We start from the raw sequence: 18,616 nt of genomic DNA, 5'->3' as shown, positions 1-18,616 counted from the left end.
CTTGCTGCACTCGCGCGGCACTCTTGCTCAAATACAAGGTCAACGCTCCTGTGGATCTGATGAATCCAGTACTTTGCCGGCCAGTCGCCGGCCCACTCTGCAGGAGAGACCAACCATGCGCATGACCTATTTGCTACCGCCCGTACTCGCTCTGATGCTGGTCGGTTGCGGCCCGGACGAAGAGGCTGAACGTGAAGTGACTCCGCCGCCACCCACCACCGAGCAGCCATCCGCCCCTGCGGACGACGTCACGGTGCCTGAGACCAACGAACCTGCACCGGGAATGGGCACCTCCAGCGGCAACAGCACCATGGACAACGGCACCGGCGGTGGGGTGAGCACGCCACCGGCGGATAACGGCAGCGGCCTCGGTACCGAATCGGGCAGCGGTACAGCGCCTAATACTGGCACTGGCACTGGCACTGGCACTGGCACTGGTACCGGGCAGTAAGCATCGCCGTGCGACGGGGCGCTTCACCTGAGGGATGAAGCGCCTCGAGCAGGAGGACATCAATGAAGCTGCAGTTTCCGATCCTGGGCGTCCTGCTTGCACTGACGCTGACCGGCTGCTCTCCCGAAGAGGAGTCGGCGCTGGACAACAACAGCCGCAATCAGCAGGAACATCAGAACACCGCCACCGACCCGGCCGGCCCGCGCAAGCTGTCGCCGCCGTCGAACATGGCCAACGAGTAATTCCCGACCTGGGGCCGGAGCTGTTCGGCCTTGGTCATCGGTCGAATGATTCGGCCCTACACGTATTGCGCCGCCGCATAAGCGGAAGCCCAGGCCCACTGGAAATTGAACCCGCCCAGATGACCCGTCACGTCCAGCACTTCGCCGATGAAGTACAGGCCGGGCGATTTCTGCGATTCCATGGTCTTGGATGACACCTCGCGCGTATCCACCCCGCCTAGAGTGACTTCAGCGGTGCGATAGCCTTCGGTGCCGGAGGGCACCAGCTGCCAGGCGGAGAGCTTTCCTGCGATCTGTTCGAGCTCGCTCGGGGCGTACTGCTTGAGCGGCTTCGAGCTGAACCAGTGCTCGGCGAGCAGGCCGGCCATCTTGCGGGTGAACAGCTCGCCGAGAATCGTCTTCAGCTCGCTGTTGGGTCGCTCGCGCTGTTGCTCGCTCAGCCACTCGACGAGATCGAGGTGCGGCAACAGGTTGATTTCGATGGCGTCGCCGGCCTGCCAGTAGGACGACACCTGAAGAATCGCCGGCCCGGACAGCCCACGGTGAGTGAACAGAATGTTTTCGCGAAAGCTCTGACCGTTGCAACTCACCAGGCAATCCTCCACCGAAGTACCCGACAGCTCGTCGCAGATGGCCTTGAGCTGCGGCTCGGTGATGGTGAAGGGCACCAGCCCGGCGCGTGTGGGCAGCACGCTGTGGCCGAACTGGCGCGCCAGCTGATAGCCGAAGCCGCTCGCGCCCAGCGTCGGGATCGACAGGCCGCCGGTGGCGATCACCAGCGAGGCACAACGTACCGGCCCGAGGCTGGTCCGCAGCGCGTAGCCTTGCGCGTCTTTTTCCACGGCCTCGATCCGGGTGTCCAGCCGCAGTTCGACGCCCGCCTGTGCGCATTCGTCCAGCAGCATGTTCAGGATGTCGCTGGCCTTGTTGTCGCAGAACAGCTGGCCGAGCTTCTTCTCGTGATAGGGAATGCCGTGCCGGGCGACCATCTCGATGAAGTCCCACTGGGTGTAGCGGGCCAGCGCCGACTTGCAGAAGTGCGGGTTGCCGGACAGGAAGCTGGCCGGCTCGGTGTACATGTTGGTGAAGTTGCAGCGTCCGCCGCCGGACATGAGGATCTTCTTGCCGGCCTTGTTCGCGTGATCTAGCAGCAGGACCCGGCGCCCGCGTGCGGCGGCGCTGAATGCGCACATCAGGCCGGCGGCGCCGGCGCCGATGATGGTGACGTCTGTGGTTAACACCGCTTGCTCCCCTGGTTCGCAGCCGCGCATTGTAGGGGCAACAGACCCCAGGGTCTGTTGCCATTTCTCGCTGCAACGCGGCTCGCGACGAAACGGCAGGACCCTAGTGTGGTTGGGCGGCTCGATCGGCATCCTGTTTGAGCAGATGCGCGGTCATGCTGCGCAGCGGAGCCAGTTGCCGGCAGATCAGGCCGAGCTGGGTCTGCAGCAGGCGATGGTTGTCGTCGAGGTCCTCTGGCGCCTGTTGTTCGAGCCGTTGTGCCAGGGCTTCCTCCGCTTCGCTGTGAACCGCCACAGGCTGGTTCTGCCGCAGCGCGCCGGCCAGCGCGTCGAGGCTGTCGGCCAGTTGCCGCGCGGCGTCTTCCAGCAAGGGGTCGCGGGCATCGTCCGCCAGGCTTTCGCGATGGGCACCCAGCGCCGACAGGTAGTTGAGCAGCGTGTGCGACAGCGTCAGGTAGCGCAGGCCGGTTTCGGCGTCGCGGCGGAAGTGGCCGGGTTCCAGCAGCATGTTGGACAGGGTGCGCGACAGTGCCGCCTCGGCGTTGTGCGCGTTGCGTCGTGCCAGGCGATAGGCCAGGTCGTCGCGCTTGCCGCTCTGGTACTGGTGCATGATCTGGCGCAGGTATTCGCTGTTGCTGCTGAAAGTCGTGGCTACCACCTGATTGAGGCGCCGGCCCTGCCAGTCCGGCAGGATCAGGAACACCGCGGCGGCGGAGATCAGGCTGCCGAGCAGGGTATCGATCAGTCGCGGCCAGATCAGCCCGTAGCCATCGCCGACCTGGTTGAAGCAGAACAGCACCAGCAGGGTGATCGCCGCCGTGGCCAGGGTGTAACGGCTGCTGCGCGTGGCGAAGAACACCACGCCGGCGACCACCGCGAACAGCGCCTGGATCAGTTGGCTGGGGAACAGGCCGAACAGCGCCCAGCCGGCGATCAGGCCGAGAACGGTGCCCGAAATGCGCTGCACCAGCTTGATCCGCGTGGCGCCATAGCTGGGCTGGCAGACGAACAGCGTGGTCAGCAGCACCCAGAAGCCCTGTTCCGGCTGGACGGTGTGCAGCACCACGTAGCCGGCGATCAGCGCGAGGGTCATGCGCAGCGCATGGCGGAACAGCAGCGAAGTGGGCGTGCATTGCAGGCGTATGCGGCTGATGGCGTCGCGCAATGATTGCGGCTGGCGGTCCAGCAGGCTGCTGTCCTGCGTGCCTTCCAGGGCATCGGGGTTACTGGCGCTGGCGAGCTGGAGCTGCATGGCCGTCAGGTTGCCCAGCAGCGCGCGCAGCGAGCGCAGCAGGCCGCGCCAGGCGGGGTTGTTCTGCTGCCGCAGGTGCGCCAGCGCGGCTTCGAGATCCTTTGCCGCCTGGGCATTGGCCTCGCTGTAGACGAACGGCTGGCGCAAGCGGATGGCCGTGCCCAGTTCCACACAGGCGCGCGCCTGCAACTTCAACAGTCGCTGGCAGCGATACAGCACGTCGCTGTGGAAGAAGGCCTCGGCCAGGGCCTGATAGGGGTAATGCGAGGAGCTGACCCGCTCGTGCAGGTCCTGGGCGAGAAAGTACAGCTTCAGGTAATGGTTGATCCGGCCCCCGGCCGGGCGATTGCCGAGGCGATGCAGCAGGGTTTCCTTGGTCTCGTTCAGCGCGGCCACCACCCGGCAGTTCTGCTGGGCCAGCTCCAGGCGGCGTTCTTCGAGATCCAGCTGGAGCACCGGCTCGAACAGCGCCGCCTTGAGCCGGAAATACTCGCCCAGCTCCCGATACAGGCGGGCCAGGCTGTGCTGCACCGGCTGGTGAGTGAAGATCGCGTTCCACAGGACCGACAACAGCCCGTACCAGGCCGCACCCGCGACCAGCAGCATTGAATCGCGCCAGACATGCAGGTTCTCGCCGCGCTGATCGGCGGCGATCATGCTGTAGATCGCCAGGATCAGGGTCGCCTGGGCAATGGTCGCGTAGCGTTCGCCCAGGGCGCCGAGCATCACCAGCACGAAGGTGGCCAGCGCCAATCCGATTGCGAATGGCCAGGGGTAGGGAAACAGCAGCTGGACGGCCACCGCGGCGATGCTGAAGCACAGCAGCGTCACCGCCAGCGCCACCAGGCGCCCCCGCCAGCTGTCGTCGGTTTCCGCCAGGGCGCTGGCGATGATGCCCAGGAACAGCGGAATCACCAGCGCTGGCTGGCGCAGATACCAGCTCAGCACCATGCTGCCCGCCAGTGCCACCAGAACGCGAAGGCTGTAGCCGAACTTTTCCAGCGCCCAGAGGCGACGCAGGGACAGGCTGAGTGAGGGTAGACGCATCGAATCGAACCCCGGCGGAGAGGGCTATAGGATGCCGCGAGGGGAAGGTCGCGTCACGCCTGCTGCGGGAGGCCGAGCGAAAAGCCGCGGCGAGCGTTGCAGGCCCCGGCTGCTACAGCACCCTAACCTTCAGCGAGCGTCCCTTGATCTTGCCGGCGTTCAGGCGTGCCAACGCTTTCCTGGCAACACTACGTTCGACGGCAACGAACGCCTGGAAGTCGAAGATGGCGATCTTGCCCACCTGTGCGCCGAGTATCCCCGCATCGCCGGTCAGGGCGCCGAGGATATCGCCGGGGCGCAGCTTCTCCTTGCGCCCGGCAGCGATGCACAGCGTCACCATCGGCGGTTGCAAGGGTTCGCCGGGCAGCGCCTTGAGATCGCTCAGCGGATACCAGTCGAGGGGCGCCTGCTGACGCTCCTCGATGGCCCGGGCACGGTGGGCTTCCGCCGGAGCGACCAGGCTGATCGCGACACCTCGCTTGCCGGCACGCCCGGTTCGCCCGATGCGATGCACATGTATTTCCGAGTCGCGCGCCAGCTCGACGTTGATCACCATGTCCAGGGCGTCGATATCCAGCCCGCGGGCGGCCACATCGGTGGCTACCAGCACCGACAGGCTGCGGTTGGCGAACATCGCCAGCACCTGGTCGCGGTCGCGCTGTTCCAGGTCGCCATGCAGCGCCATGGCCGAGATGCCCTTGGCGCCGAGGTATTCGACCAGTTCCTGGCATTGCTGCCTGGTGAAGCAGAAGGCCACACAGCTTTCCGGTCGGAAGCCGGCGAGGATGCGCATCACGGCCGGCATGCGCTCGGCCGGATCGATCTCGTAGAAGCGCTGCTCGATCTGCTTCTGGTCATGCATGGCCTCCACTCGCACCTGCTGCGGGGCACGCATGAAGGCAGCGCTGAGCTGCTCGATGCCGGCGGGGTAGGTCGCGGAGAACAACAGCGTCTGCCGCCTGCTCGGCGTCTGCCCGATGATCTCGGCGATGGCGTCGTAGAAACCCATGTCGAGCATGCGATCGGCTTCGTCGAGCACCAGCGTATTGAGCCCGTCGAGCTTCAGCGTGCCCTTCTTCAGGTGCTCCTGCACGCGTCCGGGCGTACCGACGATAACGTGCGCGCCGTGCTCCAGCGAGCCGATCTGCGGGCCGATGGGAACGCCGCCGCACAGTGTCAGGATCTTGATGTTGTCTGCCGCGCGGGCCAGCCGGCGCAGCTCCTTGGCGACCTGATCGGCCAGCTCGCGCGTTGGGCAGAGCACCAGCGCCTGGCAGCCGAAGTAACGTGGGTTGAGCGGTTCCAGCAGGGCAATGCCGAAGGCCGCCGTCTTGCCGCTGCCGGTCTTGGCCTGGGCGATCAGATCGCTGCCCTTGAGCATGATGGGCAGGCTCTGGGCCTGGATCGGCGTCATCTCGGCGTAGCCAAGGGAAGCGAGGTTGGCCAGCGTACTGGCACCAAGGGGCAGGTCAGAAAAGGCGGTACTGGGCACGGAGGAAGTCTTCGGCAGGAAACGGCCTGCAGTCTAGCAGGCCGCCAGCGCGCCCGTGGTCGTGTCGAGCGCGAAACCTTTTGTAAGGACGCCGGATGGAACCCAGCGGCGCGAAGACCATCGATAATTACCCACTAGCAGTACACAGGAGCTTGTTTTGTCTCGCGTTGTTTTCTTCACGGCGCTGCTTGCGCTGCCGGCGTTTGCCGCCGACCCCGTCCTCTATGGCCGTTACGAGCACATCAAGATCGAAGAAATCGGCAAGACCCTGCCCGCCAAGATGGATACCGGCGCCATGACCGCATCCTTGTCGGCGCGTGATATTGAACGTTTCCAGCGCGATGGTGAAGATTGGGTTCGCTTCCGTCTGGCTGTCGAAGGGGCCGACGACACCTTCTATGAGCAGCCGCTGATCGGCATCAGTCGGATCAAGTCGCGTGCCGAGGAGGTGGGTGAGATCGATCCGGATGGCGAACCGCCGCGGGTCGAGCGGCCGATCATCGGCATGCAGCTGTGCATCGGTGGCGAGTTGCGCGAGGCCGAGGTCAATCTCACCGACCGCAGCCATTTCAGCTATCCACTCCTGATCGGCGCCGAAACCATCCGCGACCTGGGCGCTGCGATCGATCCGGCGGACAGGTACACCGCAGGTCGGCCTACCTGTTGAGGTGAAACGTCAGGGTGCGGCATGGCTGTCCATGGGGCCGTGCCGCTGGCCTTGGGGCCGCTCCTTTATCGCAGTCGGTCCGTTGGTGACTTATGCGGAGCGACTCCCCTATATATGTCGTCACCATTGGTAGTTATGTGGTGGATTGTATTCTTCGTAGTATTAAAACTTTATTGTGGATATAAGAAGCTTTCTTGAAGCTTTTAATATATTCAAATTGGCAATGACTGGTTTTGTTGTTTTGTGACTTTCCGGTCATTCGGTGGTTTGCACTTTACAATCTCTGTTTGTTCATGACTGCTGATTCATTAATGTCGACTGTCATGGCTGACAGAATTCGATGTTCAAAAAACAAACAGGCCGGGTGGGCGCTCGAAAGCGCTCCTGCATTGTCCTTGCATTCGACAAGGTTGTTCTGAAAGGCTCTTCCTGGCTGCGGTGCGCTCGAGACGTTTCTGCCTGAAAACACGAAGATTCAGGTAGCCATGGCAGAGTGGCTCGATGGAACCCGGATGGCCTTTTGTGAAGCGGCTGGTTAAGGAAATCAGATGCGTTGTAGAGCCTTCGTCAGACTAAAGTCGGGGCTTTCATTCGGTAACCCACCTTTGCTAGATTCCTGCCGTGGTTCCTTCTCTCGTAATAACAATAAGGCGGAGAACGTCAATGGCCGACAATGACAAAGAAAATGCTGCTGCGTACTGGAAGGCGAACGTTCGCCTCATAACATGGAGCCTGGTGGTCTGGGCTCTGGTCTCATATGGCTTCGCCATTCTCTTGCGTCCAATGCTGTCCGGTATTCCGGTCGGTGGTACAGATCTGGGATTCTGGTTTGCTCAACAGGGCTCCATCATCACGTTCATTTTGATCATCTTCCACTACGCGTGGCGGCTGAACAAACTGGACAAGGAATTTGGGGTCGAGGAGTAAGCCGGAATGAGCCAATATTGGATTAACATGCTGTTCGTGGGCGCCTCTTTCCTGCTTTATATCGGGATTGCGGTCTGGGCCCGTGCTGGATCAACCAAGGAGTTTTACGTCGCTGGCGGGGGCGTTCATCCCGTGACCAACGGTATGGCGACGGCAGCGGACTGGATGTCCGCGGCATCCTTCATTTCCATGGCGGGTATCATCGCTTCCGGTGGTTACGCCACCTCGGTCTACCTGATGGGCTGGACCGGTGGTTATGTACTGCTGGCAATGCTGCTGGCGCCCTACCTGCGCAAGTTCGGCAAGTTCACCGTGCCGGATTTCATCGGTGACCGTTTCTACAGCCGCGGTGCGCGTCTGGTTGCGGTTATCTGTCTGATCCTGATCTCCGTGACCTACGTGATCGGCCAGATGTCCGGCGCTGGTGTGGCCTTCTCCCGCTTCCTCGAAGTGAGCAACTCCGCGGGTATCTGGATCGCTGCCGCGATCGTGTTCGCCTATGCGGTATTCGGCGGCATGAAGGGCATCACCTACACCCAGGTGGCGCAGTACATCGTACTGATCATCGCCTACACCATTCCGGCGGTGTTCATTGCCATGCAGCTGACCGGCAACCCGATCCCGATGTTCGGGATGTTCGGTACCCACGTCGAATCCGGCATGCCGCTACTGGACAAGCTGGATACCGTCGTTCAGGACCTGGGTTTCGCTGCCTACACTGCTGATGTCGACAACAAGCTGAACATGTTCCTGTTCACCCTGTCGCTGATGATCGGTACCGCCGGTCTGCCGCACGTCATCATTCGCTTCTTCACCGTACCGAGAGTGGCCGATGCCCGTTGGTCGGCTGGTTGGACCCTGATCTTCATCGCGCTGCTGTACCTGACTGCTCCGGCGGTTGCGTCCATGGCTCGTCTGAACCTGGTGGATACCATTTATCCGGAAGGTCCTGCGGCCGAGGCGATTCAGTACGAAGCGCGTCCGGGCTGGATCAAGACCTGGGAAGAAACCGGTCTGATCAAGTTTGAAGACAAGAACAACGATGGTCGTATCCAGATGTACAACGACGCCAACGCTGCGTTCGCCCCCACTGCGCAGGAGCGCGGCTGGAACGGCAACGAGCTGACCGTCAACAACGACATCATCGTATTGGCCAACCCGGAAATCGCCAACCTGCCGGGCTGGGTCATCGGTCTGATCGCTGCGGGTGCCATCGCTGCTGCTTTGTCCACTGCTGCGGGTCTGTTGCTGGCCATCTCCTCGGCCATCAGTCACGACCTGATCAAGACGATCATCAACCCGAAAATCAGCGAGAAGAACGAGATGATGGCGGCACGTCTGTCCATGACGGCGGCGATCATCCTGGCTACCTGGCTGGGCCTGAATCCACCGGGCTTCGCGGCGCAGGTGGTGGCACTGGCGTTCGGTCTTGCCGCATCGAGCCTGTTCCCGGCGCTGATGATGGGGATCTTCTCCAAGCGTGTGAACAGCAAGGGCGCGGTTGCGGGGATGGTGGTTGGTGTGGTGAGCACCAGCGTGTACATCTTCCTGTACCTGGGCTGGTTCTTCATCCCTGGCACCAACACCTTCGCCAACACTCCTGATCAGTGGATGATGGGTATTTCCCCGCAGGCGTTCGGCGCGATTGGTGCGATCCTGAACTTTGCAGTGGCCTACGCCGTATCCCTGGCTACCGAGGCTCCGCCGAAGGAAATCCAGGACCTGGTGGAAAGCGTACGTACTCCCAAGGGTGCTGGTGCTGCAATCGCTCACTAAGTGATAATTCGACCAGAAGTCGGGTGACGAACCCGATCCAGGGTTGAGATACGAGTCGGGCTTCCATTTGGAAGCCCGACTTTTTTAAGGAAGTCTATTTATGATCTGGCATCTCGTTGCTGCAATCTCTGCTGCCCTTGCAGGTGCAGGGGTTGCGCTGCTGTTGCGCAATCTGTCTCGCAATTGGCTGCCGAAGTGGATCATCCCGGTGTTCGCCGGTCTGGGCATGCTCGGTTATACCATTCACTACGAATACACCTGGTTCGAGAGCAAGCAGGCGCGGCTGCCTGAAGGTTCGGTAGTGGTTTCGAGCGAAGAGGGCGATATGCTGTGGCGCCCCTGGACCATGAAATTCCCGATGCCGCTGGCCTATACGGTGCTGGATGCTGCCAATGCGCAGGTCGAGGACACGGAAAAGGGCCGCATCGCCCGGTTCACCCTGTATCGCTTCGAGAAACATCATCTGATGTCCACAGTGAAAAGCGCGAATTACCAGGCGCTCTGTACCGAGAAGGTGATGTTCCGGCTGAACGAGGACGGCCAGGCGAAGCTTGAAGCCATGACCGAGATGCAGGTGGATGAGCCGCTTTACCAGACCGTCTGTGTTTCCGCCCGATCTTAGGCGCCTCGCATATAAACGCATGCAGCGAATGCGCAGCTCAAGCAGGATGGAATCTGCCCCCTTTGCCAGGCCCTCTCCCGGCGAAGGCGTCGGCGTTGCTCATGGTGTGCGGCTCTTTTTACGATGGCCCTGGTGGTGCCGCGAACGACTAGGGAGCGGTAAACCTAGCTCAAGAGCGCAAGCCATGTCTGCTTCGGGCGAGAAATGTGATTCGGGGAGCTCGTCACGGCAGTGCTTCGGTACTGGGTCGATAATCCGCCGGGTGTATCGCTCGCCTTAGCGACGATGGGGCATCGCTTGAAATGCCTGCGGCAAAGGAGCCGAAAACAATCCAAGGAAGGATGACAAGCAATGAATGGAAAAGGTGACTGGGAAAAGGCCTGCGACCATGTGATGCCCAGTGTTTGCCGGCCCGCCATGCCCAACCCTCCGCTTGCAGGACCGCGCTCCCGAAGAGATGCCGGACTGACGGCCAATGCGGCTGTTGCATCAGTGGGGTTCGCCCAGCCGGCAACCGTCGAGCACGCGCCGCTATCCAGGCCCGAACCTAAAACGCCCGTCGCGATGCGTATCGCAGTGTTCTTCGATGGCACCGGCAACAACGCTGACAATACTGCGACGGGTATTCTTTGTGGTGCCCAGCATCCGGTTGGACCAGAGGATCTGGATCCCATTTGCAAACCCTATATGAGCGACCCGGACAGCAGCTATGGCAACGATGTCAGCAATATTTACAAGCTTTGGGATCTGTATGCTGAATCGCCAACCCCGGAGGGCGCCGGAGAACAGAAACAGGGGCGTCTCAAGATTTATATCGAAGGCATCGGTACTCAGGCGGGAGGGGAAGACAATCTTCTTGGCGCCGGACTTGGGCGCGGGGAGACGGGCATCGCCGCGCGGGTGTATGGCGCCTTTGTCGAGGTCAAGGTGCGTCTCAATCTTTTTTTAAATCAAAATCCAAACATCGAGATCACATCCCTTACCTTCGATGCGTTCGGCTTCAGCCGGGGCGCAGCGGCCGCGCGGCATTTCGCCAACGAGGTCGCGCGGGGTGACCGAGGGCCGCTGAGGGAGGCCATTCCGGGTTCGGGGAACGGCTTCAGCCGCTTCTTCATCGACCAGTACCAGCGCGACATCCATATGGGGTTCATCGGTCTGTTCGATACCGTGGCGGCGGTGGGTGGGCTGGGCAATCTGGGCAACGTACGCAGTGCCGCCATCCCCGGCCTGAACCTGCATTTGTCGCGCCGGCTGTTTCCCAACGTGATCCAGTTGGTGGCCCGCGACGAGCATCGCGCCAACTTTCCCTTGAGCCACGTCAAGCCCGATCATCAGGAAATCGTTCTGCCCGGTGTCCATTCGGATATCGGCGGCGGCTACCACGCACAAGCCGAAGAGTGCGTGCTGGTCAGCCCCATGCAGGCGCTGACGGTATGGGAACGCACCGATGTGCAGACCACTTCCATCTATCGCGACGCGCTCGAAGCGCGAGCCCAATGGCTAGCCAACGGCTGGCCGGAAGATATGCTCGAAGTCGTGACGCCAGAGCCGATACTGCTGGAGCCGGACCCGCAGGATCGCAACGGGCCCCGGCAGAAGCGGGTCTATGCCGCCTTGCAGCTCAAGCGGCCAGTGCGTGGCGAATTATCGCGGGTGTATTTGCGAGTCATGTATGAATTGGCTAGGCAGAAGGGCGTGCGGTTCAACGTGATCGATGAACATGACCCAAGCTATTCCATCCCTTCAGAGCTCCAGCCTCTGTGCGACCGCTTTGTTGCGGGCGACTACAGCACCACGGCCAGCGAAGAGGCATTGCTCAAGCTGCGCTATATCCATGTTTCCGCGCACTGGAACTCACCTTTACGGTTGCAGGGCCAGTCTCCGCGAACCAGCATGAAGCTGTTCTACATCAATGCTCCCACGGCGGATGCCGTGCGGGTTCGGCATCCCCATGTGTCCGGCTAAGGAGTGCCACTCATGAAGTTTTTTCTAACCTTGCTGGGTGTGATGTTCGTGACCGGCTGTCAGGCCTTGGACCCGCTGTCGGGGAAAGGAGACCCGCATGCACGCTGGTGGCAACTGGGCTTCTCCACGCCGGCCTACATGACCGTGTGGGTTGAAATCGCCGCCGTTGAAGATGTGCAAGGCAAGTTGATCCGACGGGTGAGTTCCGGGTTGGCGTCCAGTGCCCAGCCCGAGGACGGGACGGAGTCCGCGCGGGGCTGGAAGTGGGTGGGTGCTGGCGGTAGGCCTGCGATCGGCGCGGCATTGCCGCGCCGGGTATTCGTCCGCTGGCAGTCGATAGTGGAAGAGCGGACGTACCGCGCCTGGGTGGATATACCGGATGAAGCCCGACAGGTGATGCACGATGCCACCGCTCGGCGCTGCCCCGAGCAGCCTGACGAACCGTCCAGTTATTTCGCAACCTTGACCCTGGGCCTCGCGCCGGGTGGCGTCATACAGGTCTGGGCCTGGGATAGCTGCTATCGCCCGATCAAAGTCGCCCGCGGCCAGGCCGAGGTAGAACCGCTAGGGCCACACCAGGGCCAGTCCAATGGTCACTACTACCCACTACCCGAAGCCTCCAAGCGTTACATCGAGCGCTTCGGTATTCCGTACGGGAGTTGGTGAGCTGGAGAGGCTGCTTGATGTGTCACCATGTCTCCGGTACATGAACTCCCACTGGGGAAGTGGGAGCTTTGACGGTACCGGCGTTAACTGAATGCATGTCGCTCGCTATCAGCCTGCACGCTGAGGCAGCATCACATCAGGCGTGCCTGTTGCCGCTTGCGCCAGTTGGCCAGCCGCAGGTTCAGGGCTTTCATGCTGTTCACCCCTTGCCGGCGGGCACGACTGAAGAGAATCAGTGCGATCTCGGCGGTCACCAGCGCATCCGCACTGGCATGGTGGCGTTGCAGCACCTGCAGGCGAAAGTGCCGGGTCCAGTCATCCAGGCCGTTGCGGCTGGGACGGTTGTCCGGGCAGAGCATCGGAGCTATTTCCGCGACATCCATGAAGGGATGGCGCAGCTTGTAGCCCAGCGAGGTTTTCAGGGCGCGGGCGAGCATGCGTTGGTCGAACCCGGCGTGAAAGGCCAGGATCGGGCTGTCGCCGACGAACTCCATGAAATCCAGCAGCGCCTCGGCCGGTTCACATCCCGATGCCAGCTCGCTGGGTGCGATACCGTGGATCAGCACGCTCTCGCTGAGCTCTTGGTCGGGGCGCCGCAGCGTGCGTTCGAACTGTTCGCCCAGATCGATAGCGCCCTGGTCGATGACCACCGCGCCTATCGACAGCACGACATCGCGGCGGGTATCCAGGCCGCTGGTTTCCAGATCCAGCACGACCAGGCGTTGCTGCTCGAGTGGGCAGTCGTCCAGCGGGGCCGGGGACGACAGTCGGTCACGACGCTGAATCTGTTCGAGATCCAGCAAGGGGCCTCGCGCTTTGAACCAGGCCATATTCATAGTTGATAACGCATTGCCAGACTACTCTGCAGGCGCTGCGCCTGCCGGAAGGATTCGCGCAGGATGCGCCGATCCAGATGATTGAGGGTGTCGGGGTCGAGCCGGTTGGAGTAGGGCTGACCCGCGCGCGCCTGCTGCTGATGCTGCTGCATGCGCGTCTGCTGGATGAAATGATAGGCCTCTTCGTAGGCCGCACCATCCTGTTTGTCGATTACCTCCTGCTCGACCAGCTGACGCAGGCGCTCCAAGGTGTTGCAGGCACCGACGCCGTGACTGAGGGCAAGCAGGCGCGCGCCGTCGACGAAGGGCGTCAGGCCTTGCACCTTGAGGTCGAGCGTGGCCTTGCCTTCGCCCTTGCGCGTGACCACGAAATCGCGGAAGCGGCCCACCGGCGGGCGATGGCGCAAGGCGTTCTCGGCCATCATGCGCTGGAAGATGCGGTTGTCCCGGATATCTTCGAGAAACTGCTCGCGCAGGTGATCACAGCCTTCGGGTGGCCCCCAGACCACGCGCAGATCGAAATAGATGGTGCTGCCGAGCAGGTTCTCCGGCGTCGATTCGCGGACGAACGAGCTGAAGCGTCTTCTCCATTCCTGGCGCGACAGGCACAGCTGCGGATTGCCGGCCATGATGTTGCCCTTGCACAGGGTAAAGCCGCAGGTATCCAGGTCGCGGTTGATGCGCTCGGCCAGCGGCAGCAGGCGCCCGCGGATGTGCGCGGCTTCGGCGGTGTCCTGCGCCTCGAACAGGATGCCGTTGTCCTGGTCGGTGTGCAGGGTCTGTTCGCTGCGGCCTTCGCTGCCGAAGCACAACCAGCTGAACGGGACGCCCGGGTCGCCAACGTCCGCGATGGCCAGCTCAATGACTCGTCGTACGGTGTGATCGTTGAGCAGCGTGATGATGTGGGTGATCTGCGTCGAAGAGGCGCCATGGGCGAGCATGTTGTCGACCAGCTGGCGAATGCGATCGCGTATGGACACCAGCGTCTCGATACGGTCGGCATGCAGGATGGTCTGCGCCAGATGCACCAGATCCACGCGTTGCAGCGAGAACAGGTCGCGTTCGGAAAGCACGCCGCAGAGACGTCCCTTGTTGATCACGCAGATATGGGCGATGCGCCGTTCGGTCATGGCGATCGCCGCGTCGAAGGCCGTGGCATCGGGTGGCAGACCGAAAGGCGAGGGCGTCATCACCTGTGCAATCGGTAACGACAGATCGGCGATGCCTTCGCCCACCAGCCGGCGCAGGTCGCGCAGGGTGAATATGCCTTGCGCATGCATCTGCCCGTCGACGATGACCACGCTGCCGACGTTGCGCGAGTGCATCAGGCTGACGGCCTGGTTCAGCGGCATGTCCGGCGCGCAGCAGACGGGTTCGTGGATGGCCAGCTCACCGATACGGGTTTCCAGGGAATAGTTTTCGCCCAGGCTTTCCACCGCGCGCAGCTGCGCCTGCTGGTTGACCTGGTCGAGCAGGCTGCTGACCCCGCGCATGGCGAACTCGCGGAATTCGTCCGAAATGGACACCAGCTTGACGAAGGCCGGTTTGTTCAGCAACAGGCAGAAGGTGTCCTCGGCCGCCAGGTGCGCCGTGCGGGTGGCACGCTCGCCCATCAGCGCGGCCATCGGGAAGCATTCGCCGACGATGACCTCGAAGGTGGTTTCGGTACCGCGCTTGGCGGTATGCGGGCGCTGCCCGTGAACGCGGCCCTGCTTGATGATGTAGAAGTGTTCGACCGTGCCATCGTCGGGGGAGAGGATGCACTCGCCTTCGGCATAAAAACGCAGCTGGCAGTTTTCCACGAGATAGGCGAGATGTACCTGCTCCATCTGGTTGAAGGGCGGGTGCTTGCGCAGAAACTCCATGGTGCCGTGGACGTTCTGCAGCACCGCCGTCTTCCCGGCCTCGGCGAAGGCGTCAGCTTTGCTCATGGTTCCCCTTCCGTTTTCTGGACATGGTGTGCCGCAGAGGGCTCAGGGCACATTGGACGTAAGTCTAGCCCGGGGAAAGGAGCGGCCGACTGACCGAGATCAGCCAGCCGTCCCAAGGTGTTACTGCAGGTAAAGAGCCGGCGACGGGCGCTGTAGGACTGACTTCGAGCGCGCGGGACGTTCGTGCTCGCCGCGAGGACGCGTCCGCGAAAGCGGTGCGGTGCCGGCTTGTGCGGGAGAACGCTGAGCGAAAGCCCCTGTCCGGGGCTTTCGCCGATCAGGGCAGGGTGAACAGCACCTTGACCGAATCGTTGACCGCGGCGCTGTCGACGTAGCCGATGGCGTCCGCTTCGGCCGCGACCTTGGCCACCACGGCCGCATCATCCGCGACACTGGCCATTGCCTGGCCCTTGCCGGTGAAGATCAGGCCGGACCAGTAGGACTTCAGCTGCGACTCGTTCTTGTTGGTGACGGCCGAATAGAAGCTTTCCTTGGTCGGTGTCCAGTCCTTGAGGTCGACGCCTTTCATGGACTTGTCCTTGCCCAGAAAGATGTTGGCGACTTCCGATTGCGACGGTGCCTTGGTTGCGCCGGGGTTGACGATCACGGAGACCTCGGCCTGGGCCAGGACGGCCACGCCGAGCAGCGCCAGGCCACCGAGGGCGCGAATGGATGCTTTCATCTGGACGCTCCTCAGAATACGAAGTCGACGCCGACGGAGACGATATCGCCGTCGTAGTTGCGGGTCGGGGCGGCGCCCATGGCATTGTCGAATACTTCCTGCGCATTGCGGGTGAACACGCCGTCCGAACCACCGGACGTATCGACGCGCTTGTATTCGCCCTTCAGCACCACGGTAGACCGCAACTGATAGTTCAGGCCGGCTGTCCAGGAGTTCTGGCGGCCGTCCTGCTCGTCCAGCTGGGCGTAGGTCAGGTGAGCGAGGAAGTCACCGAAGCGACGGCCGCCCATGAGGTAGAAGGCGTCGATGGCCTGCTGCCCGTCGCCTTCGATGACGCGACGCACCCATTCGTTGGCGGTGAGCCAGGCGCCGTTGTCGTACTGGTAGCCAACAGAGGTGAACTTGCCTTTCGCGCCGCGCAGTTCCAGCCAGGGCAGAGTCTGGTCGATGCTTGGCACGTAGCCCTGAATCAGCGAATCCAGGGCGGCTTCGACATAACCGACGCGCAGGGTGCCATAGTCGTTGCTAGCCAGGCTCACGCTGGCGCCGAAGATGTCCTTGTAGTCCATGTCGTGCAGGTCATCGTAGGCGTAGTAGTCACGATCCTTGGCCTGGCCGCCGGCGAGCTGGAACGTAACGGAGCCATAGGACAACGGCAGGGTGTAGACGGCGTCGGCGCCTTCGTAACTGGTCAGCTGCACGAGGCTGTAGACCTCATCCGGCAGGCGCAGCCAGGGGTAGGTGTAACCCACGTCCAGGGTTTCGGAATACATGAACACCGGGCTGCGCAGGCGGCCGCCGCGCAGCATCAGGTTGTCATCTGCCTGCCAAGACAGGTACGCCCACTCCAGGTTGGCCTTCCACTCGTCCTGCTCGGCCTTGGCAGTGGCCTGCACGGTCACGCCGAGGGTATCGGTCAAGCCATAGGAAAATTGTGCACCGAACTTGGACAACTGGTCGCCGCGCCAGGAGTCGTTGGTCTGGCCCTGAATGCCATAGCTGCGGCCATCCTCTTCGCCACCCAGATGGGTGAAGCCGAGGGTGCCGAAACCGTTGAAGCGATAGTCGCCCTGATCCAGCGCGAACGCCGGTGTTGCGGCCAGGCAGGCGACTGCCAGGCTCAAGGCACGTACTGCGGTCATGGGGTGATGCTCCTAAGACAGATTAAACACGGAACTGGGCGGTGGCCGCCCGCAGGTGGTCGCCGGTACCGACCAGCTGCTCGCCGAGACGAGCGGTGGCTTCGGCGCCGTTTGCGGTTGCTTGGGCGTCCTGCTGCAACACTTGGGTTTCTTGTTGGATGGAACTCGACAGGCCGATCTGCTCCTGGGTGAACTGGGCGATGCCGGCGTTGAGTTCGTCGATCTGGTTGACCGTCCGGGCGATGGTCTCCAGCAGCTGGGTGGCCTCCAGCGAGCGTTCGATGCTCGCGCGGGATTTCTCGCCATTGCTGGTCATGACGTTGAGCACCGTGTTGGCGCTGTTCTGCAGACGCTGGATGATCTGCTGGATCTCGGCGGTCGAGGCGGTGGTCTTTTGCGCCAGGTTGCGCACTTCATCGGCGACTACCGCGAAGCCGCGGCCCTGCTCGCCGGCGCGGGCCGCCTCGATGGCTGCGTTGAGCGCCAGCAGGTTGGTCTGTTCGGCGATGCTGCGGATCACGGTCAGCACGGAGCCGACCTCCTGGGTTTCCTCTTCCAGCTGCTCCATGGCCTGCACCGCGCTCATCACGCTGTCGCCCAGGTCGTGAATGCCGGAGGACAGACTGCTGACATGCTCGCGTGCGGTCGCTGTCTGGCGAGCGGCGGCGTTGGCCTCGTCGGAGGCCTGGCGCGAGCGCTGCGCCACTTCCTGGATGCTGCCGGTCATGGTGAGAATGTCGCGCGTGATGGAATCGGTGTGGTGCTGCTGCGACTTGGCGTTCTCTTCCGAACCCTGGGTCAGCTTGTACAGTTCGGTCGACACCTGGCCGAGCGGCGAGGCCGCATCGATGATCTGGCGAATGGTGCCCTGCAGTTTGTCGAGAAAGCCGTTGAACAGCTCGATCATGGCGCCGATTTCGTCGTTCGACTCGACGTTGACACGCTGGGTGAGGTCGCCATCGCCGCGGGCGATGGACTGCAGCGAGGCGATCACGCCGCGCACGTTGGCCATCACACTGCGGATCACCAGCCAGGCGCCGAGGCTTACCAGAATCACCAGGGCGAGGCTGAGGATGATCCCCAGGCGCGTGGTCGCCGCATTGGCTTCGCGGGTCTGGGCGAGCGTCTGCTGGAAGTCCTCGTAGGCGCCGGAGCGGAAATCGGCCGCCTGTTTCTGCGCCTGGGCCAGATCGTTGGCCATGCGATCGAGGCTGGGCCGCAGGTCGTCGAACGAAGCGCTGCCGTCGATCAGTTTCGCCGAGGCGTCGAGCGCGTTGTCGGCATAGCCCTTCACGGCGTTGCGCCAGCTATCCAGCGCAGCACGTCGCTGGGGCTGGTCGCTCAGCAGTGCCGCCAGCGCCTGGTGCTGCGTGTCGATTTCCTGCAGCACTTCGCGCGCTTCGCCGAGAATTCCGGCTTCCCCGGCGGCCACCGCGTTGTTGAGCAATCCCGGTATGCGTGAGAACTGAAAGATCACCGCGTCGGCTTTTTCCAGGGTGGGGTAGCTCTGAGTTTCCAGCATCACCAGGCGCGAATCGGTGGCCGACAGCTGCAGCGAGGTGTAGCCGACATAGAGGATCAGCCCGAACAGAGCGACGGCAGGCACCAGTAGCAGCTTGGCGGTCAGGGAGAAATTCTTGAACATTGCTCAACTCCACGGCGGGCAGCGGATACTAC

At 62.5% G+C, this 18,616-nt stretch carries 16 protein-coding genes; 8 read left to right on the top strand and 8 right to left on the bottom strand.

The annotated features are described in order from the left end of the window. Positions 1 to 115 precede the first annotated feature (115 nt). Together EA795_RS03335 and EA795_RS03330 are read left to right on the top strand one after the other, a co-directional pair. Entirely contained in the window at positions 116 to 451 is a 336-nt protein-coding gene (locus EA795_RS03335) for a hypothetical protein (protein WP_065985720.1), read from the top strand. A 62-nt stretch (positions 452 to 513) separates the two neighbouring features. Further along, the gene (locus tag EA795_RS03330; RefSeq protein ID WP_122075566.1) at positions 514 to 693 is read left to right on the top strand and encodes a hypothetical protein; all 180 of its coding nucleotides are present in this window, start codon (positions 514 to 516) and stop codon (positions 691 to 693) included. 56 nt (positions 694 to 749) lie between these two features. Here the strand turns inward: EA795_RS03330 and EA795_RS03325 are convergent, their stop codons facing one another. The 3 genes from EA795_RS03325 to dbpA form a co-directional block, all read right to left on the bottom strand. Next, positions 750 to 1,964 (bottom strand): BaiN/RdsA family NAD(P)/FAD-dependent oxidoreductase, encoded by a 1,215-nt coding sequence (locus EA795_RS03325; protein WP_058074398.1) that lies wholly within the window; start codon positions 1,962 to 1,964, stop codon positions 750 to 752. Positions 1,965 to 2,037: 73 nt separating this feature from the next. Further along, on the bottom strand, positions 2,038 to 4,233 hold the full coding sequence (gene yccS, locus EA795_RS03320) for a YccS family putative transporter (RefSeq protein ID WP_058074397.1): 2,196 nt from the start codon (positions 4,231 to 4,233) through the stop codon (positions 2,038 to 2,040). A gap of 112 nt (positions 4,234 to 4,345) precedes the next feature. Further along, positions 4,346 to 5,725 carry an ATP-dependent RNA helicase DbpA gene (gene dbpA, locus EA795_RS03315; RefSeq protein ID WP_058074396.1) on the bottom strand — a complete coding sequence of 460 codons (1,380 nt, stop codon included), beginning with the start codon at positions 5,723 to 5,725 and terminating at the stop codon, positions 4,346 to 4,348. Positions 5,726 to 5,882: 157 nt separating this feature from the next. Here dbpA and rloA2 point away from each other — a divergent pair, with 157 nt between their 5' ends. The 6 genes from rloA2 (at position 5,883) to EA795_RS03285 (ending at position 12,348) form a co-directional block, all read left to right on the top strand. Further along, positions 5,883 to 6,392, top strand: a complete 510-nt coding sequence (gene rloA2, locus EA795_RS03310; protein WP_014851279.1) for a retropepsin-like aspartic peptidase RloA2 — start codon at positions 5,883 to 5,885, stop codon at positions 6,390 to 6,392. Between the two features lie 663 nt (positions 6,393 to 7,055). Beyond that, entirely contained in the window at positions 7,056 to 7,319 is a 264-nt protein-coding gene (locus tag EA795_RS03305) for a DUF4212 domain-containing protein (RefSeq protein ID WP_014851280.1), read from the top strand. A 6-nt stretch (positions 7,320 to 7,325) separates the two neighbouring features. Further along, entirely contained in the window at positions 7,326 to 9,095 is a 1,770-nt protein-coding gene (locus tag EA795_RS03300) for a sodium:solute symporter family protein (RefSeq protein WP_058074395.1), read from the top strand. A gap of 100 nt (positions 9,096 to 9,195) precedes the next feature. Further along, positions 9,196 to 9,717 carry a hypothetical protein gene (locus tag EA795_RS03295; RefSeq protein ID WP_058074394.1) on the top strand — a complete coding sequence of 174 codons (522 nt, stop codon included), beginning with the start codon at positions 9,196 to 9,198 and terminating at the stop codon, positions 9,715 to 9,717. Between the two features lie 351 nt (positions 9,718 to 10,068). Continuing rightward, positions 10,069 to 11,682, top strand: a complete 1,614-nt coding sequence (locus EA795_RS03290; RefSeq protein WP_240644980.1) for a phospholipase effector Tle1 domain-containing protein — start codon at positions 10,069 to 10,071, stop codon at positions 11,680 to 11,682. 12 nt (positions 11,683 to 11,694) lie between these two features. Continuing rightward, complete coding sequence (locus EA795_RS03285; RefSeq protein ID WP_058074393.1) at positions 11,695 to 12,348, top strand: DUF2931 family protein; 654 nt, start codon at positions 11,695 to 11,697, stop codon at positions 12,346 to 12,348. Between the two features lie 131 nt (positions 12,349 to 12,479). Here the strand turns inward: EA795_RS03285 and EA795_RS03280 are convergent, their stop codons facing one another. From EA795_RS03280 to EA795_RS03260, 5 genes are all read right to left on the bottom strand, one after another. Beyond that, the gene (locus EA795_RS03280; RefSeq protein WP_014851283.1) at positions 12,480 to 13,184 is read right to left on the bottom strand and encodes a 3'-5' exonuclease; all 705 of its coding nucleotides are present in this window, start codon (positions 13,182 to 13,184) and stop codon (positions 12,480 to 12,482) included. After that, complete coding sequence (locus tag EA795_RS03275) at positions 13,181 to 15,115, bottom strand: putative nucleotidyltransferase substrate binding domain-containing protein (protein WP_014851284.1); 1,935 nt, start codon at positions 15,113 to 15,115, stop codon at positions 13,181 to 13,183. Before EA795_RS03275 ends, EA795_RS03280 begins: the two co-directional genes overlap by 4 nt. A 277-nt stretch (positions 15,116 to 15,392) precedes the next feature. Further along, positions 15,393 to 15,797 (bottom strand): phosphate ABC transporter substrate-binding protein, encoded by a 405-nt coding sequence (locus EA795_RS03270; protein ID WP_122075564.1) that lies wholly within the window; start codon positions 15,795 to 15,797, stop codon positions 15,393 to 15,395. A gap of 11 nt (positions 15,798 to 15,808) precedes the next feature. Further along, positions 15,809 to 16,939 carry a porin gene (locus EA795_RS03265; RefSeq protein ID WP_122075562.1) on the bottom strand — a complete coding sequence of 377 codons (1,131 nt, stop codon included), beginning with the start codon at positions 16,937 to 16,939 and terminating at the stop codon, positions 15,809 to 15,811. A gap of 22 nt (positions 16,940 to 16,961) precedes the next feature. Further along, entirely contained in the window at positions 16,962 to 18,584 is a 1,623-nt protein-coding gene (locus tag EA795_RS03260; protein WP_058074389.1) for a methyl-accepting chemotaxis protein, read from the bottom strand. Positions 18,585 to 18,616: the final 32 nt, after the last annotated feature.

Origin of the sequence: Stutzerimonas nitrititolerans, assembly GCF_003696285.1 — a bacterium.
Classification (GTDB): Bacteria; Pseudomonadota; Gammaproteobacteria; order Pseudomonadales; family Pseudomonadaceae; genus Stutzerimonas; species Stutzerimonas nitrititolerans.
This window is presented reverse-complemented; position numbering and strand designations above follow the sequence as displayed.

What these genes read in the sequence shown, in the direction of transcription:
- EA795_RS03335 (WP_065985720.1), top strand. Translation starts at nt 116, where the DNA reads ATGCGCATGACCTATTTGCTACCGCCCGTACTCGCTCTGATGCTGGTC.
- EA795_RS03330 (WP_122075566.1), top strand. Translation starts at nt 514, where the DNA reads ATGAAGCTGCAGTTTCCGATCCTGGGCGTCCTGCTTGCACTGACGCTG.
- EA795_RS03325 (WP_058074398.1), bottom strand. Translation starts at nt 1,964, where the DNA reads ATGCGCGGCTGCGAACCAGGGGAGCAAGCGGTGTTAACCACAGACGTC.
- yccS (WP_058074397.1), bottom strand. Translation starts at nt 4,233, where the DNA reads ATGCGTCTACCCTCACTCAGCCTGTCCCTGCGTCGCCTCTGGGCGCTG.
- EA795_RS03305 (WP_014851280.1), top strand. Translation starts at nt 7,056, where the DNA reads ATGGCCGACAATGACAAAGAAAATGCTGCTGCGTACTGGAAGGCGAAC.
- EA795_RS03300 (WP_058074395.1), top strand. Translation starts at nt 7,326, where the DNA reads ATGAGCCAATATTGGATTAACATGCTGTTCGTGGGCGCCTCTTTCCTG.
- EA795_RS03295 (WP_058074394.1), top strand. Translation starts at nt 9,196, where the DNA reads ATGATCTGGCATCTCGTTGCTGCAATCTCTGCTGCCCTTGCAGGTGCA.
- EA795_RS03290 (WP_240644980.1), top strand. Translation starts at nt 10,069, where the DNA reads ATGAATGGAAAAGGTGACTGGGAAAAGGCCTGCGACCATGTGATGCCC.
- EA795_RS03285 (WP_058074393.1), top strand. Translation starts at nt 11,695, where the DNA reads ATGAAGTTTTTTCTAACCTTGCTGGGTGTGATGTTCGTGACCGGCTGT.
- EA795_RS03280 (WP_014851283.1), bottom strand. Translation starts at nt 13,184, where the DNA reads ATGAATATGGCCTGGTTCAAAGCGCGAGGCCCCTTGCTGGATCTCGAA.
- EA795_RS03275 (WP_014851284.1), bottom strand. Translation starts at nt 15,115, where the DNA reads ATGAGCAAAGCTGACGCCTTCGCCGAGGCCGGGAAGACGGCGGTGCTG.
- EA795_RS03270 (WP_122075564.1), bottom strand. Translation starts at nt 15,797, where the DNA reads ATGAAAGCATCCATTCGCGCCCTCGGTGGCCTGGCGCTGCTCGGCGTG.
- EA795_RS03265 (WP_122075562.1), bottom strand. Translation starts at nt 16,939, where the DNA reads ATGACCGCAGTACGTGCCTTGAGCCTGGCAGTCGCCTGCCTGGCCGCA.
- EA795_RS03260 (WP_058074389.1), bottom strand. Translation starts at nt 18,584, where the DNA reads ATGTTCAAGAATTTCTCCCTGACCGCCAAGCTGCTACTGGTGCCTGCC.